The organism is Gottfriedia sp. NPDC056225, assembly GCF_042267765.1.
Lineage (GTDB): Bacteria > Bacillota > Bacilli > Bacillales > Bacillaceae_G > Gottfriedia.
The window spans coordinates 180,958-197,087 of the sequence record NZ_JBHJTJ010000001.1 but is presented as its reverse complement, the minus strand read 5'-3'; the positions used below and the strand labels follow the sequence as shown (position 1 = coordinate 197,087).

General features: G+C 31.4%; 15 protein-coding genes and 1 riboswitch. Of the genes, 9 read left to right on the top strand and 6 right to left on the bottom strand.

What is annotated here, in order from left to right; genetic code table 11:
• The first annotated feature begins 1 nt into the window (after position 1).
• The 3 genes from ACFCYN_RS00940 (at position 2) to ACFCYN_RS00930 (ending at position 3,352) form a co-directional block, all read left to right on the top strand.
• Complete coding sequence (locus ACFCYN_RS00940) at positions 2-1,621, top strand: aldolase catalytic domain-containing protein (protein WP_375946981.1); 1,620 nt, start codon at positions 2-4, stop codon at positions 1,619-1,621.
• Between the two features lie 24 nt (positions 1,622-1,645).
• A complete protein-coding gene (locus ACFCYN_RS00935) occupies positions 1,646-2,299 on the top strand; it encodes an HAD-IA family hydrolase (RefSeq protein ID WP_375946979.1) in 654 nt (217 codons plus the stop codon).
• A 126-nt stretch (positions 2,300-2,425) separates the two neighbouring features.
• Positions 2,426-3,352, top strand: coding sequence for an LCP family glycopolymer transferase (locus tag ACFCYN_RS00930; protein WP_375946978.1), 927 nt, complete (start codon positions 2,426-2,428; stop codon positions 3,350-3,352).
• Positions 3,353-3,425: 73 nt separating this feature from the next.
• On the opposite strand, the gene ACFCYN_RS00925 is transcribed toward ACFCYN_RS00930, so the two are convergent.
• Complete coding sequence (locus ACFCYN_RS00925; RefSeq protein ID WP_375946976.1) at positions 3,426-5,666, bottom strand: right-handed parallel beta-helix repeat-containing protein; 2,241 nt, start codon at positions 5,664-5,666, stop codon at positions 3,426-3,428.
• A gap of 906 nt (positions 5,667-6,572) precedes the next feature.
• Here ACFCYN_RS00925 and ACFCYN_RS00920 point away from each other — a divergent pair.
• From ACFCYN_RS00920 to ACFCYN_RS00905, 4 genes are all read left to right on the top strand, one after another.
• The gene (locus ACFCYN_RS00920; protein WP_172446383.1) at positions 6,573-7,343 is read left to right on the top strand and encodes a hypothetical protein; all 771 of its coding nucleotides are present in this window, start codon (positions 6,573-6,575) and stop codon (positions 7,341-7,343) included.
• Between the two features lie 91 nt (positions 7,344-7,434).
• Positions 7,435-8,010: a hypothetical protein gene (locus ACFCYN_RS00915; RefSeq protein ID WP_172446382.1), complete on the top strand. Its 576-nt coding sequence runs from the start codon at positions 7,435-7,437 to the stop codon at positions 8,008-8,010.
• Positions 8,010-8,582 carry a signal peptidase I gene (gene lepB / locus ACFCYN_RS00910; protein ID WP_375946974.1) on the top strand — a complete coding sequence of 191 codons (573 nt, stop codon included), beginning with the start codon at positions 8,010-8,012 and terminating at the stop codon, positions 8,580-8,582. The genes ACFCYN_RS00915 and lepB overlap by 1 nt, the downstream gene beginning before the upstream one ends.
• Positions 8,583-8,608: 26 nt before the next feature.
• On the top strand, positions 8,609-9,790 hold the full coding sequence (locus ACFCYN_RS00905; RefSeq protein ID WP_375946972.1) for a hypothetical protein: 1,182 nt from the start codon (positions 8,609-8,611) through the stop codon (positions 9,788-9,790).
• A 685-nt stretch (positions 9,791-10,475) separates the two neighbouring features.
• Here ACFCYN_RS00905 and ACFCYN_RS00900 read toward each other — a convergent pair.
• The 3 genes from ACFCYN_RS00900 to ACFCYN_RS00890 form a co-directional block, all read right to left on the bottom strand.
• Positions 10,476-10,796 (bottom strand): helix-turn-helix domain-containing protein, encoded by a 321-nt coding sequence (locus tag ACFCYN_RS00900; RefSeq protein ID WP_098118843.1) that lies wholly within the window; start codon positions 10,794-10,796, stop codon positions 10,476-10,478.
• Between the two features lie 62 nt (positions 10,797-10,858).
• Positions 10,859-10,996 (bottom strand): anti-repressor SinI family protein, encoded by a 138-nt coding sequence (locus ACFCYN_RS00895; RefSeq protein ID WP_172446378.1) that lies wholly within the window; start codon positions 10,994-10,996, stop codon positions 10,859-10,861.
• A 35-nt stretch (positions 10,997-11,031) separates the two neighbouring features.
• Positions 11,032-11,162, bottom strand: a riboswitch (cyclic di-GMP riboswitch).
• Between the two features lie 456 nt (positions 11,163-11,618).
• Positions 11,619-12,140: a sigma-70 family RNA polymerase sigma factor gene (locus ACFCYN_RS00890; protein ID WP_375946969.1), complete on the bottom strand. Its 522-nt coding sequence runs from the start codon at positions 12,138-12,140 to the stop codon at positions 11,619-11,621.
• A 306-nt stretch (positions 12,141-12,446) separates the two neighbouring features.
• Here ACFCYN_RS00890 and ACFCYN_RS00885 point away from each other — a divergent pair, with 306 nt between their 5' ends.
• Positions 12,447-12,980, top strand: coding sequence for a competence protein ComK (locus ACFCYN_RS00885; RefSeq protein WP_375946967.1), 534 nt, complete (start codon positions 12,447-12,449; stop codon positions 12,978-12,980).
• A gap of 81 nt (positions 12,981-13,061) precedes the next feature.
• Here ACFCYN_RS00885 and ACFCYN_RS00880 read toward each other — a convergent pair whose 3' ends face one another.
• Together ACFCYN_RS00880 and ACFCYN_RS00875 are read right to left on the bottom strand one after the other, a co-directional pair.
• On the bottom strand, positions 13,062-13,970 hold the full coding sequence (locus ACFCYN_RS00880; protein WP_172446375.1) for an accessory Sec system S-layer assembly protein: 909 nt from the start codon (positions 13,968-13,970) through the stop codon (positions 13,062-13,064).
• Entirely contained in the window at positions 13,954-14,757 is an 804-nt protein-coding gene (locus tag ACFCYN_RS00875) for a hypothetical protein (protein WP_375946965.1), read from the bottom strand. The genes ACFCYN_RS00880 and ACFCYN_RS00875 overlap by 17 nt, the downstream gene beginning before the upstream one ends.
• 311 nt (positions 14,758-15,068) lie before the next feature.
• Between ACFCYN_RS00875 and ACFCYN_RS00870 the strand changes: the two genes are divergently transcribed.
• Positions 15,069-15,665 (top strand): YARHG domain-containing protein, encoded by a 597-nt coding sequence (locus ACFCYN_RS00870; protein ID WP_375946963.1) that lies wholly within the window; start codon positions 15,069-15,071, stop codon positions 15,663-15,665.
• The last annotated feature ends 465 nt before the right edge of the window (positions 15,666-16,130 follow it).

The window sequence follows — 16,130 nt, the reverse complement described above, 5'->3', positions numbered from 1 at the left end:
TATGAATAATATTAGGTTACTCGACTGTACCTTACGCGATGGCGGTTATATAAATAATTGGAATTTTGGGCAAAAGAACATAAAGAAAATAATTGAAAAATTAGCGAAGTCAAATATTGATATTATAGAATGTGGATTTATTAGAGATGTCGATTTAGATCATAATAAATCAATCTTTAATGATGTAGAAAATATAAAAGAATTTATTAGCCCAAAGAAAAAAGACATTACTTATGTAGGTATGATCGACCAACCTTATATTTCAATAAATAAAATAAATGATTACGATGGCATGTCTATTGATGGTTTTCGGATAACGTTTCATGAGAATGAAAAGGAAATTGAAGAAGCTTTATCATATGGAAAGTTGTTAATGGATAAAGGGTATAAAGTTTTTATACAGCCAGTTGGTACTACTAGTTATTCTGACGAGAAACTTCTAGAACTTATTTACAAGGTAAATCAGTTAAAGCCATATGCATTTTATTTAGTCGATACACTTGGTATTATGTACAAAAATAATTTATTAAGAATGTACCATTTAATTGACCATAACTTGGATGAATCAATCAGTATAGGATTTCATTCACATAATAATCTCCAATTATCATTTTCAAATGCTCAAGAACTACTAACACTCAACACGAAGCGAAATATAATCATTGATTCATCAGTATTTGGAATGGGAAGGGGAGCAGGGAATCTTTGCACAGAGCTTGTAACTCAATATATTAATGAAAATATTGAAGAGAAGTACAGTGTAGTATCATTATTGGAAATTGTAGATGAGCATTTAAGTAAGTTTTCGACTTCTTCTCAGTGGGGATACTCAGTTCCATACTATATTGCAGCAATAAATAACTGCCATCCGAATTATGCATCATTTTTAATCAATAAGCAGACAATTTCCGTGAAGGCTATTAATACCATATTAAAGCAGCTACCAACTAAAAAAAGAGATATTTACGATGAGTTATATGTCGAGGACTTATATATAAACCACCAAATCCAGTTTATTGACGATTCAAGTAATCTCGAAAAATTACATCAAATTATATTCAATAAAAAGGTGTTAATAATTGCTCCCGGAAGGTCTATTGAGACGGAACGAGAAAAAATAGATGAATTTATTAACGAACATAATCCTTACGTTTTTAGTGTGAATTTTATTCCAGAACAGTTTGAAATAGATGCAATTTTTATGAGTAATATAAAGAGATTTAAGAGCATGAAAGACTCAATTAAAGAAATCAAGAATGCCATTTCAATTATCACTACATCAAATATTCCTAATTCTATAGAACCTGAGTCATTAGTAGTCAATTATTCTGACTTACTAGTAGATAAAATCTCGATATCTGATAACGCAGGTTTAATGCTACTCAATTTATTAAACCGCTTGTCAGTAAGTAAGATCTACTTGGCTGGTTTTGATGGCTTTACATTAGATAAGTTAACAAATTATTTTTCTCCAGAATTGATTAACAATATGGAAATGGAGGAGCTCGTAAAGAAGAATAAAGATATAAGAAAGCAACTATTGTTACTTGAGAAAACAATGAAGGTGAATTTTGTTACGACTAGTATATATAGTGATTCAAATTTAATCATTAAAATTTAGGCTTATAGTTTTACGGGAGGTAAAATGAGATATTCTACTGTTATATTCGACTTAGATGGAACCTTGTTAGATACTTCGGAAGGTATTATGGTAGGTGCTAGTTATACAGCAAATAAAATGGGCGGTCCAAATTTGACGTCAACACAACAAAAAAGCTTTATCGGTCCATCACCTTTTTACTCTTTTATGCGTGAATGTGGCTATACCGAACGTAAAGCTAGAGAAGCTGTAGAAATCTATCGAAAGAGATACAGAGAAAAAGGTCAATTTGAAGCAAAGCATTATGAGTTTATACAAGAGTTATTAGTTACCTTAAAAGGGAAAGGGTATAAAACAGCAGTAGCTACCCTTAAAAGAGATGATTTAGCAAAAGATATTTTATTAAATTTTGAATTAGTGACGTACTTTGACTCAATTAATGGAATTGATGAGATGGATACACTTAGCAAAGCAGACATAATACAGTTATGTCTAAAAGATTTACAACAGGTTGACCTGTCAGAAGTTGTTTTAATAGGTGATAGTGTTCATGATGCAGTTGGTGCCGAAAATGTAGGAATTGATTTTATTGCGGTAACATACGGATATGGATTTAAAAGCAAGCAGGATGTTATTCAAAGTAAAAATGTATATATCGCAGAAACCGTTAAGGATATTATGAAATACTTAGAATTGTAATGCATTTCATTAAGCGTTTTCAGGTCCACTTCTTTATTATGCATTCTATACAAAAATGATTTGTTCTTAATCAAGAGTTTTATCACTTGCATTATAAAAATAGTTATTCTCATTGGTGAACTTCTAGTGAAAAAGGAGCAAGTAATTGTGACGTGGAAAAAGATGCTTATAAGATTAGGTTTAACTTTAATTGGCTTAGTAGTAGTTGCTGGTATAACAGGTATGTTCATCTATCATCAAGTGGAAAGTACAGGTAAAGTAATCTATCAACCTATTAAAAAAACAACAAGAAGACCTGAACCAGTAAACGTAATAAAAAAAGATCCATTTTCTATTTTATTATTGGGTGTGGATAAACGTGAAGGAGATCGAGGGCGCTCTGATTCACTAATGTTATTGACAGTCAACCCTAACACGAATACTACTAAAATAATAAGTATTCCTCGAGATACCCGTACTTTAATTGTAGGAAAAAATAAAGTGGATAAAATTAATCATGCATATGCCTTTGGTGGTGTGCAAATGTCCGTTAATACTGTGGAGAAGTTCCTTAATATTCCGATAGATTATTACATGGAAGTAAATATGGAGGGATTTAAAGATGTTGTCGATGCAATCGGTGGCGTAAATGTGAATAATACACTAGATTTTTGGAATGATGGAGTCCATTTCAAAAAAGGATCACTTTCATTAGACGGCCAAGATGCACTTAGCTTTACACGAATGCGTCATGATGACCCTAGAGGTGACTTCGGTAGGGAAGAAAGACAAAGACAAATTATTGAAGCTGTTATTAATCAAGGAGCAAGGATTGAAAATTTACTTGCCTATAATGACATATTAAAGTCAATTCAACATAATTTAGTAACAAATTTTACACTACAAGAAATATATAAAATTCAAAAAGATTACCGTCAAGCAGGTGCGAACATTGAACAAGAACAGCTACAGGGAAGTGGAGAAATGATTAAGGGAATCTATTATTACCAGGTTCCAGAAAAAAATCGTCTTGCGCTCTCAAGTGATTTACGTCAACAGCTTGAATTAAAATAATAGTCGGTTTTTAAACCGAAACAAGCGAAATCATTTGATCTCGCTTGTTTTTTTGCTTGTCCCATTTTATAAATTAATTAAAGGTATTATTTTGAACGTAAGGTAGTAAAACTTTTGGTACAGTAATCTTATTTACTGCATTGCCAGTTAATGTGTTATTTATAATGGAGACACTTGTTGGAGGAGTTGTATTTTGGTCTAATTCTATTGCCGCGCCAGTGTGCCATGCGTCACCTTTATCAGTTGTATAGGAAATATGATTTCCTGAAATAGTTAATCCTGATAAGGAACCTTTTTTGCCACTTGCTGTTTGATAAATACCGTTCTTACCAGAAGAAATTGTATTGTCTGTAATGACTATGTTAGACATTGCTCCATCTTGAACAATAATTGAGACACCAGAAACGCCTGTAAAGGTATTTTGATTCACTGTAACATTTTTCGTAGTTCCCTTAATATTTACTCCATATGAATTAATACTTTTAAAGGTATTACCTTGAACAGTTAACCCGTCCACTTTTAGAACATCATAAGCATTATAATCAGTGACAATTCCAGTATCAAATTTCGTGAACGTATTATCAATAAAAGAAGAATTTTTTATATCTGTTACGGACGCAAAAGTGTAAACTGCTGCACCGGTCCCATTTCCTGTAAATACATTTCTCATGAATTGGGTACTCTCTGAACCTGCAACAATTGATACAGCATTTTGGTTAGTAGAAACAACATTATCATAAACCTGTGTGTTGACCGAGTTCATTCCCCAAGTACCCTCTACTCTAAAACCTTCCTCTGTGTTAATTGTATTGTTATAAACAGCTAGATCTTTATTTTTAATCCAAATAAAAAATTGTTCGACATTTATATTATTGTCGTGAATTTTTGCACCATTTGTTTCCATTACTAAAAATCCACCTGTTTTACAAGTGACCGTATTATTGTTGAATTCAACATTGTTAAAGTAGTTGTTGTCTCCTTTTCCACCTTCAAGTTGAATACAATAAGCCCCATCTGTTGCATTAGATGAAAAAGTATTATTGTAGATCTTTGCATCATCAAAATTCATTTCTTCCCATGGTTCAAAGTGTAACGCAGGACGACCAATTGTACTTGTACTAATATTATTAAATATTTTTAAGTGGTTTGCTTGCTCAACCACAATATTTGAACGGCCATTATTTTCTAAAATATTATTTGAAATTGTTACATCATCACTAGTTTGAGTTGAACCCGAAATAGAAATTCCATCACCAACTGCATTCATTAATCGATTGTTATCTATTACAATACGATCTGCATCATAGGCAAATATACAATGCATATGTTCAATACCATCAGGATGATTTTTTGCATTTCCATCACAAGTAATGTTTTGTATCTTTGTATCATTCGCCATTGTAATGACTCTGTAATAACCAGATCCACTTGAATCAGATAATTTTAAAGTAACAGTGTCACGACTTTCACCAACTATATTTACAAATGGTTTTAAAAAGATTGGTTTCAAGCTATAAGTGCCTGCAGGAACAAACAATGTTCCCCCACCTTTTGAACCTAGATAATCAATTGCTGATTGAAAAGCTATTGTATCATCTGTTGTACCGTTGCCAACCGCACCAAAATTTTTGACATTAACTTGTCCGTTTGGAGCTGAGACATTTACTAGAATTGACTGAGTTAAACCACCATAGCTAGCTCTAATTGTAGCGGAGCCCGCGTTAAGAGTAGTTACTACTCCAGAAGTGTTAACAGTCGCTACACTCTGGTTAGATGAAGAATATGAACTTTGTGAGGTTACGTTTACGACTGACTGATCTGAGTAACTTGCCTGAACGACTAGTGATTGAGATTGGTTAGTGGTCAAATCAAGACTACTAGGAACGATATTTAGGGTAGTTAGAGTTTTGGCAGGTGGAGTACTAGTACTTACTGTAATAGTAGCAGATGCAACTACACCATTTAAACTAGCTGTTAAAGTCGTTGTGCCATTGCTCTTAGACTTTATCTGCCCTGTACTGCTAACCGTTGCGATTAATTTATTTGAGACTGTGTATTTAACTGAACTTGTCACGTCTTTTTTAGTTTGATTTGAATAGGTAGCTGTTACTGAGACTTGTTGGGTTTGATTGATTTTGCTAAATGAGTAGTTTGAAGAATTAAATGATAGTGAACTAAGACTAACTACTTTTGCTTGAGGTGTTTTAGCGATTCCTGTAGTAGTATCCCGTGGATTTTTAATTGCTACAACATTACCTATTACAATAGCAAGTAATAATATTGCGCTAATAAACAGAAATAATGTTTTTTTCAAGAACTTAACATCTCCAATTGCTTTTAATTTATGTATTATAGTATGGTTCTAATCTATTATTGTGATAGTAGATTAGTGGAAATTATTTTATATCTACAGATATAGTAGTTTTAAATGCGAATTGTATTTTTTAAAGGAGACTATATTAATAGGATTAACAAATTAATAGCTTATTATTCAATGTTGAAGTCCCTATGTAATACCAAATACGATAGGTTTTTATATGGCATAAGCTATTGGACAAGGTTAGACGGGTAGGATTAAAGAGCCCAAGCAGAGAATAAGACAAATAGTAAATTTAAAAGAAGAATATTGATATTGCCTATAAAATTATTTCAATTTTCTTTTAAAAAGTAAAGTCACGGTATTAATGCATTTATTCTTTAACATGTAAAACTAGTGATAAATTAATTATTTTATATTGCTAGATGATGAGTTATCTAATTTTTTACTTAAACATTACATATTACAAAATTGCGTCGGTTATTTAAAGAGTCTTAACTCAAAAATAATCGCCCACACTGGTAAGTAATTACTCCTAGAATTTGAGATTTATCTTCTATACTTAACTAAACTCTTCGTCATAATTAGACAAATATATAAATTATAAATCGTTAATCATTACTTTAAGCGGGTACAAACGACAAAATTTTATAGGTAAAAAGAACTAAATGGTAGTCTAATAGACTAAAAGATGCGTTTTAATTACAAGAAACGACACGAAAGTGAATAATAAAACAAATTTAGACAAAATTAGACAAAAAATATGTAGAATATTGTAGAAATAGCAGTTTTTTTAAGTGGTGGGCGCAATTGTTAGATTATTTGGTCTTTTGTATAGTTAAGTTGTATACGTTCTCACGCAAGAACAAATACATACCATATACAATTTAAGGAGAGAGAGAAATGAAAAAGGTTAAAAGTAAAGTTGTAATTGGAATTGTATCTGCTGGTCTAGTTATTTCTGGAGGAATCGCTTTTGCAAGCACGAACGCTGGTGATTTATTAACAAACTGGGCTAATACGAAAACTTCTGATGCAAAAACAGAGCTTTCTTCATCATATAAATCAAAATATGATTCTTCAGTTGCAGATATGAAAACAAATGTTAATAACTACAAAGTTGATGCTGCAAACAACATTGAATTAGTTGGAGATGCTCAAACGAAATTTGCAAATCAACAAATTTCTGCAGCATTAAATGAACATCTTACTGCAATTTCTGACGCTTTAGCTGCTTTAAACATGAGTATCCCAGCTGATTTTGCTAACTACATTTCAACAACAAATGGTAAAACATCTTCTGATTTAGATGCATTGGCAACTACATTAAACAGTAGTTTCAATACACAGCTTTCAGCAGTAGCTAAAGGCGCAGATACAAAGCTTCAAACTAACTTAAATTCTTCTCGTAGTGCAGCTGTAAACGCATTAACTCAAAAAATTCAAGATGCTAAAGCAGAAATTAACTCTTTAATTACTGATCAATCAACAGCTTCTGAAAAGGCTGTTTTAGAACACTTATCTGCTGAAATTACTCGTATTGAAACTGCATTAGAAGCTGAAATCGATGCACAAAAAACTGATGCAATCAAAACTTTAAACGATACGTCAACAAAAGCTATTAATGATGCAACTAAAGATATGCAAGATTTAGTAGACGCAATTAATAAATAAGAACTAATAGTTAACTATTAGTATATAAATCTATTAAATTATGAAAAATAAAAAAGTTTGTTTTTTTCATGTAGTCATTAGGAGGTAAATTATGCAGAATCGCACTGAAAAAACGGAAAAACAAACGAGGATCTCCCAAAAATTTAAAAAGCTTATAATTGGATCTGTTACGTTAAGTGGTGGATTACTCATCGCAACAACGTTTTCATTTGCAGATACGAATTTACCTGCAGCAATGACTGCATGGACAAGCCAACAAACTAAGCAAGCAAATGATTATATTATTGGAATGACGGAAGCGGAGTCTACTAAGCAAAAAGCACGTCTAATTACAGAGGTGCAAGAAAAAGCGAAGGAATCTGCTGATGAAATACAAAAATATGCATCACAAAAAAGCTTAGAATCACAGGAAGAACTTCAAAAGTACGGAGATCAATTGATTCAGCAAATTGATAGCAAGAATGAAAAAGATGTACAAGAAGCAAAAGCGAAAATTGACAAAATCATACAAAATGCCCAGGAACAAGTAAAAGAGCAAATAAATGAACAAGTTCCTACGGTGAACTCTAAGAATAATGATGATTCAAATGAAACATCTAACTCTAAAAATGATGATTCACAAAATAAAAACAGCCAAGAACAGTCTAGCGAGGAAGGTCAACAGTAATGGATGCTTCAAAAATTGAAGAACAAAAGGTAGTGGATGATAAGAATATAAACACTTTTCGTCAGTCATTAATTGATTGGCTAAAGTTCTTTCTAATTTTAGGTGTTCTTTTAGTTATTTTACTAAATACTGTTGGACTTACAAAAGTAAGTGGATTCTCAATGTATCCTACTTTAAATGACGGCGATTTAGTCTTTGTGAATAAATTAGAACGTTTTACACATGATCCTGAACTTGGAGATGTAGCGATTATGAGTTTAAAAAGTGAAGGGATTAATATTGTAAAACGAATAATTGGAGTTCCTGGGGACACAGTCTTTATTAAAAGTGGAATTATTTATGTGAACAACAAGCCTGTTCCAGAAATTTCAACAAATGGGACTTCTGATGATATGGCTCAAATAACTGTTCCTAAAAACAATCTATTTGTTGTTGGGGACAACCGTGAACCGGGAATAAGCTTCGATAGTCGAAGTAAAGATTTTGGATTTATTCCGATTAAAGATATTAAAGGTTATGTACTTATTTCAATTCTACCTATTCATAAAATTGCGAAACCACTTAAAGTGTAATCTGTCTAATGGAGGCACGAAAGAAAATGGAAAAAAAGTCAATGAAAAAGAAGATTGCAGTCGGAATTCTGGCTGCCGGAATAGTAACATCATCTAGTTTGGCATTTGCAACGACTAATGCTGGGGACTTATTTAAAAATTTTGCCTCTCAACTATTAAATGATGCAAAATCAACTGTAAGTAGTACTTTAGGTACTAAAACTTCTGAAAAGATTGATGCATTAAAAGATAAATTAAGTGCATTAGTTACTGACTCGGAAGAAGGCGTAAATAATAAACAAGGTGAGTTAGAGCAAGCTGGTGTTAATAAAATTAACGGCCAATCTAATGAGCATATTCAAGCGATTAACGATTCTTTATCTGGAATTAAACAAAACACGCCTGGTCAATTTTCAAGTTTAGTTTCACAATTAAATTCACAAACAACTACTGGAGTTGAAAGTGAAGTTAATGGATTAAAACCAGACTTCAGTTCACAAGTTTCAAACGGGCAACAAAAAATTTCAGCTGAGCAAGCTAAAGCGCTTGATGATTTAGAAGATGCAATCAATGCTGCTAAACAAACATTAGGCCAATTAATTGATATGCAAAAACAATCAGCTGATCAACAAGTAAAAGCGTATTTACAAGATCAAATTAATAAAGTAACACAAATTATTAATACTGCTACAGATGATTTAGAGTTAAAAAAGGCTACATCATTAGCTAATAAGGCAACAACGATTAAAAATAATACACTTAATGATTTAGACTCTCTAGCTGGTGGGTTATATACGCCACAAAATAGCTATTTAGAAAACTTTGAAGGTGGAAACTCTCCGTTTGCAATTACTGGTGATTGGGAAAGAGTTAATTCAAAAGTAGATGGAAAAACTGATTATTACTTAATTAGCGGTAATATTTCAAATAACCAAACTTCTACTGCTGAAGTGACTATTAATGTTCCAGACAATGGATATAATGCATTCTTATCTTTTGATTATTTAGTTCTTTCACAACTAAATAAAGATATCTTAACAATTTCATTAGATGATAATGTTCTTGTTAGTGAGTCAGGAACAGATAACCACTGGTCTAATGTAAACCTTGGGATCAAACCAGGTAACCACGTACTAAAACTTACTTACGCTAAAGATAAATCTGGTAGCGGTAGTAAGGATGCTGGTTATATTGACAATATTTCATTAAAATATGATTTACGCAAATAATTAGCAGACTAATGAGGATGTCCTAAAAGTATAACTTTAAGGGACATCCTCATTTTTATTTTCATAGAACAAATTTGAAATGTAGAGTAGTTGAATGAAAGTTGAAGTGCAAAGAAAAAAGGATCAGGGTGCAAATAAAGCGATGAAACGTGAGAATAAGGGGTCAGAAACTACAAATAAAGAGAAGAGTGCCGAGTGGTGTAAATAAACAGGTGAACCGTGCAAATAGGGAGTTAGAAACTGCATATAAAGAGAAGAGTGCTGATGGTGTCAAATAAAGGTCTAAGTGCAAATAAAAATAGAGAATCTGCAATTAAATATCGTAGCAACATAAGTTTGATAAGAAATTACTTATACTGGTAAGGGTATTCCAACTTAATAATGGCTATAAATGAAGACAAAGTAAAAGAAAAACCAAAAAGTACTCTCTTATTCTTTCTGAACCAACTAAAAAAGTGAAGAAATCTACTAAATCTACATATATAGTGACCATGGAATCAACTCTAATTGAAAAACTCTACTAAAATCCCCCCATTGTTCTTCCAACCAGGCTAAGACCCAGAAGAGCAGCGATATTACTTAAATTTAATAATGGCTGACTATGTAACAGTTACACTAATGTAAGGACGCGCCAGTTGTTGCACGTAAAAAAACCTTCAAATTAAAGTCAATTTAATTTGAAGGTTTATTTACCTTGCTTATACTTATTAAACTCTATAAATTTTAATAGTTCATCTTTTGGTATACCTGAATCAATTGCTTCTTGAAGGATTTCCATCCATTCAGAATCAATTATTTTTGTTGGATCAATATCATCTTTCAGGAGGCTTTCTGCCGTTGTATTGAAGACGCCTGCAATTTTTTCAAGTACTTGAATCGAAGGATTACTTTGTAAATTCCGTTCAATCGAACTTATGTAAGATTTAGCGATACCAGCACGTTCTGCAAGTTCTGTAAGGGACATTCCATGTTGTAAACGTAGTTTTTTAATTCGTTCTCCAATCATATAAGCTACTCCATATCTTTTTGACTATTACAAAAAGTATATCATAGTGGGGTGTAATTCTCCTAGTTTTGACATGAATCTTTAACGCAATTGTAAAGAAATGAGCGGACTTCGTCAGGACTTATGCCTACTTCAATGCATTCAAGTAGTAGGTCGATCCAGTTTAAATCTGTAGAATTGCTTTCTAATTCACTGTACATGGATTATAGCCTCCTAAAATTAAGGTATAAAATACCTAGGTAACCCTGCTATCTTAGTTCGATTAATCGTGGAAATATACAGTAAACTAGTTCTTTTTTGCTGTATTATCAACTAAGACCAGTGGCTTTGCGTCCCAATTTCTCAATTGGTTTGCCTTTTTCTAGAGAGTGTTTTGATATACTTGTTATAATTTTTTGGAAATTTATATAATAATTATATAACGAATTGAATTCATACTTTGTAGGAATTTGTAATTATAAAATATTACGATTATATTAATAATGTTTCGTTTGTGTTAAGAGCATTAGATAAATCAAGGTGTTTTTTTATAATTGAAATAATGGGAAAAGTTTAAAGAAAATACATTTCGACATTTAAAGAAAAAAATGTCGAAATGTATATTTCAAATAGTAAAATTTACTAATTTTAAAATAACATTTTTGATTTGTTAATTAGTTTAGAGTCAGATTAGAAAAAGCTTAGAAGTAATCTCTATGGCATGATTTTGGGAGTAATTGAAATAGGAATAAAGTATTAGTTTTTTTAAAAGTTGATAACTAATCGGTTAGTAAATTAAAAAACAGAGTAATCAGTTGAAAAATTACTCTATTTTTTGCAGTTTTATTTTGATCTTCTTAATTTTTTTAATGCATAGCGATAGCTTGATCTGACACTAGATTCGTTCATATTTAGTTTGTCTGCGATTTGGATAAATTCTTGATTGAAATAAAAGCGTCTAACTAAAATTTGCTTTTGTAGGAGAGAGAGTCCATCAAGTAAGCTCATAAAATCCTCAAGTAGAAATGCATCATCATAATATGTTGCATCTTCAATACACTGATCGACGACAACGTTTCGTTCATCATATTTAACAGCTTTAGATAGCTCGTTAAGTAAATAGCCTCTCACAGTGAAAAAAGCATAACTAGAAAAACTCCCTTTTTCGCTTTCATAGTGTTGATACGCTGTCCATAAAGCGATTTGTCCAATTTGATAATATTCATCAAAGTTTTTATAAATGTGTAGCTTTTTTATAATTGTTTTAATCATACGAGAATATTGACTTAAACATTCCTCAAATGTACTAGGTTTTACTTTTCCCGAAAAAGGTTGGTATCCTAAGTGTGCATCACAATTTTTCATTCCTTTTGCCTTTCTAAAAAGGCATGCCCTTATATAGATTCCGCGGTGAAGTAACTATATAAAAATAAAAGAAATATGGCATTTTCGAATAGATTAACTATGAAATTAAATAACTAATTAAAACTTTTAGTTTCAATACGAAAACATCAAATATAAAAGGAATGAGCATATAAAAGTTTATCTATTAATGACTTTTAAAAAAGTAAAATTTACTAAAATGCTAGTTTCGCAGACATAGAATTTTCAAAAATATGAAAAGGTTATTCTGATATAATCAATATGTAAAATTTCTATAGGGAGGCAAATATGTCAAAGTTAGATTATGTAATCTCATATGAAACGATGCTAATTGAAGCTGCAGACCACCCAGAATATTTAACAAAAATTACTGATAATAACAAAGGTATAATCTATTCAAAACGGCCAATGAAAGCAATTTTAAAAGAATCAGCCCTCTACCATAATCACTCTACTAAAGGCCATCTTGAAGTCGTCAAAAGTAAATATCCAACTATGAAAAAGATTCCTCTTATGATTAATGCCACGTTAACAATTATTATGGTTCCTACATCTTCACAAAATAACAAATCATGTAAATGGCTAAACTTTATCCAAATCAATAAATATATTAAAGAAAAAAACAAAACAAAAGTACAATTCAGGAATGGAGATGAGAAAATACTACCAGTTTCCTATTACACTTTTGATAAACAAATAAGCAAAGCAACAAAGATTATTAGTTTGTATTTAAGTCAAAAAGTAGAATATAAACTAAAATCAGATGGGGATAAGCTAATGATGATTAAAGAGCTAATAGAAGGATATACAGCTGATGGTTAGATAAGAGGGGGAAGGAACAGAATATAAAAAAACAGGTCAAAGGATCTTTTTGGATCGTTTGTCCTGTTTTTTGATTTTTACTTAAATTACTTCCTGGTCTGGCACTCTAATTGACCATTGAGAAAATGCTTGGATTTCAACTAGTTCCTGTGGGAAGATAAATGTCCATGGTTTACTTGTATTTGCTTGAATTGTTAATGGTGGTAGTGTGAATAAACCTTTTGCAATTATTTCGCCCTTTTCATTTAACATTTCTAATGGTAGTAACTCTAGATTTACTGCTGTTGTGGAACCATTTCTAACTAAAATATTTACAGCTAAATTTCCATCATCATTATAGTTAGCGCGTAAAGCATGTAAGCTTACTTCATTTACACGTAATTTAGGTAAAGTATTTACTAGGTTACTTAATTCAGTGACTTGTTCTTCTGTAAGTCGACCTTCCCATGTTGGATCTATATCTAATCTATGAATTGTTTTTGACAAGTCAAATGCTAATTCGAATCCTTTTTCCGGCAAGTCTTCTTTTAGTAAAAATTCTCTTTCAAATACAAAGTGCCATGGGCGACTACTGCAAGGAGGCATGTCTCCAAGTTCTTCTAATTTGAATCCTTTTTTACCTAAAATTTCTCCTTCTTCGCTAATTAATAAAAGGATTGCATCTTCTAAATGAACTGCCTTTTCTAAACTATTTCGAACGAAAGCTGTAACCGTTGCACTGCCATCTTCATTAGCTTCAAGCTCGATTGCAGATAATGACAATTGATTTGGCTTTAAAGGAGCAAGTTCATTATTTAAAAACTGATAAACATATCGTCTTTCATCTTCAATATGCATCAGTGGATGAAATGATATTTTAGGAAAAACATCACTCAGTTCATTCTCTTCAACTTGAACTGCTTGATCAGTAGATGGTTGTTGCAATAAATCACTCGATGAAACTGTTGAATCTTTACCTTTTTGTAATAAACGCTTAATCGATGATAACATTTTGTATTTTTACCCCCTGTGGACAAGATAATTCTTGAAATGTTGAAGCAAGACTTGCTGATAATTCCTGTTGAATAATGCTAAAAGTATGTTCAAACAGAGTAAATCCATCTAATTCATATAATCGAATTGGATCTTCTTGTTGGTACTGTCTTAAGTTTATCCCTTCTATCAAATGTTGTAAATGCTCTAAATGTTCAGACCAATATAAATCTATAGTACTTAATGCGGAGTTTTTTAAAATACTGATAAGCTCAGCCTTTTTCTCATCGTCCATGCTACGTAATACAGTCTTATATTCAAAGAGAGCTTTATTTACGTTATCCAATACTTCCCATCTAGTGTTGAGATGTTCTCCTTCAATTTTTAGTGAGGGAACAGTTTGTTCAAGTGCAGTTTTACCTTCTAGTCGCTCCAAATCTTCAGGGTTACTATTTTCAGGATAAAATCGTTTGACATACTGATCAACTGTCTCGTCTACATGATGGATAAACCAATCTAAATCATTAGCCAATAATAAGTCACTTCTCAACTTGTACATTACACGGCGATGCTCATTTGCAACGCTATCTACTTTAAGCTGCCATCCACGAATAGAAGACTGATATCCTTCGCAAAGTTTTTGTGTTGAAGATACGAAGTCTCCAATAGATGAATTTATTACCTTACCAAATTTGTTAAATTGAAGATTCTTATATAGTTTCTCAAGTTTTTCTGCATTATATCTTATAAATAACTCATCCTCTGATAGTGGAAAAATAGTAAATAAGGTTAATTTAGATGGCAATATTGAAGCTTCACCAATTGTAGTCGGACAACAGGTCATTGTTGGAACAAGAGGCGGTAAATATATTAGTGTAAATATACAATAACTATAGTAGAATTTTATTATCCCTAATTCCATTTGAGGAGCTAGGGATTTTTAATTGGATAATAATATAATTTTTGAGGGCTTAAATTCAATACCTAAATTTAACGGTCTTTTCAATTGTATTAATTACATATTAAACTTCTATTAAAATAATTGGTTTTTTAGCAAATAAGTTAGATAATATGATGAACCTACTATTTTATACTGTATTAGAGGAGTGAAAAGGTTTGGCTTATGAGACGGAAAACAAAGTTGAAAGTCGATCAGAACATCGGAAAATTAAAAGTAACGAACAAAAGGTAGATGGAAATAATCGTTATTTTCCATTAATGTTTCTAATAGCTGGAGTGCTAGTAATCGTAGCCACAGCAATTTTTTATGTTTATCCGAAAATAATGAATGAAGGTAATATGCATCCAAATAGTGAAGCTACAAAAGCTGTAGCCAATAAAGAGACGAAAAAAGTTACAAAGAAAGAAAAGAAAACTGAAACAAAATCTGGGGATGTTGCTAAAAAAACTGCTTCTAAAGAAACTGCTTCTAAAGAGACAAGCGCAGCTAAAGAAGAGAATAAATCAAAAGGTTATATTATTCCAGATAGCAATCTTAGAAAATTAACAAATGAAGATTTAAGTAAATTAACTTCAAGTGAGTTACGATTAGCGAGAAATGAAATTTATGCAAGACATGGTTTTGTATTTCAATCGAGTGACTTGACGATTTATTTCACTTCAAAATCGTGGTATAGTCCTAATCCAGCATATAATGGTGCTTTAAATGATGTGGAAAAATATAATTTAAATTTAATTAAATCGAAAGAATAGTTATAGATTTGTTTGAACGAAAACTAATTTCTTGGCTATATCTCTAAATTAATACAATATTCTTATGGGGTGGATTAAAGAATGGCAGGACCAGAGGGGAAATCTCTAAAGATTTTCCAGGTAGTTTTTGTCTAATCTTTAAATCCATCCCTTTTTACTCGTCCTACTCTTTTTCCTCCATGTGAAGTTTAAATAGATAGAGTATCTCCCCCTTGAGTTTCAACAATATAACTAATTTCTTCTATTAATCAAAAGTAATATAAAATAAATCATTTCTTTCGGATTTACTAATGACCTCAAAATGAAAGCCTCAATGTCTGATTGCTATAAGTTTATTAAGTAAATATGATGATTGTAAGGATAAATAAAGCAAGTTAGTTTAATCTAAGATTGGAACTGTCATAAAAATTTGTTTTTACCGAGTAAATAAAAAATAGTATGATAGAATTTAGTTTATTTATTTTC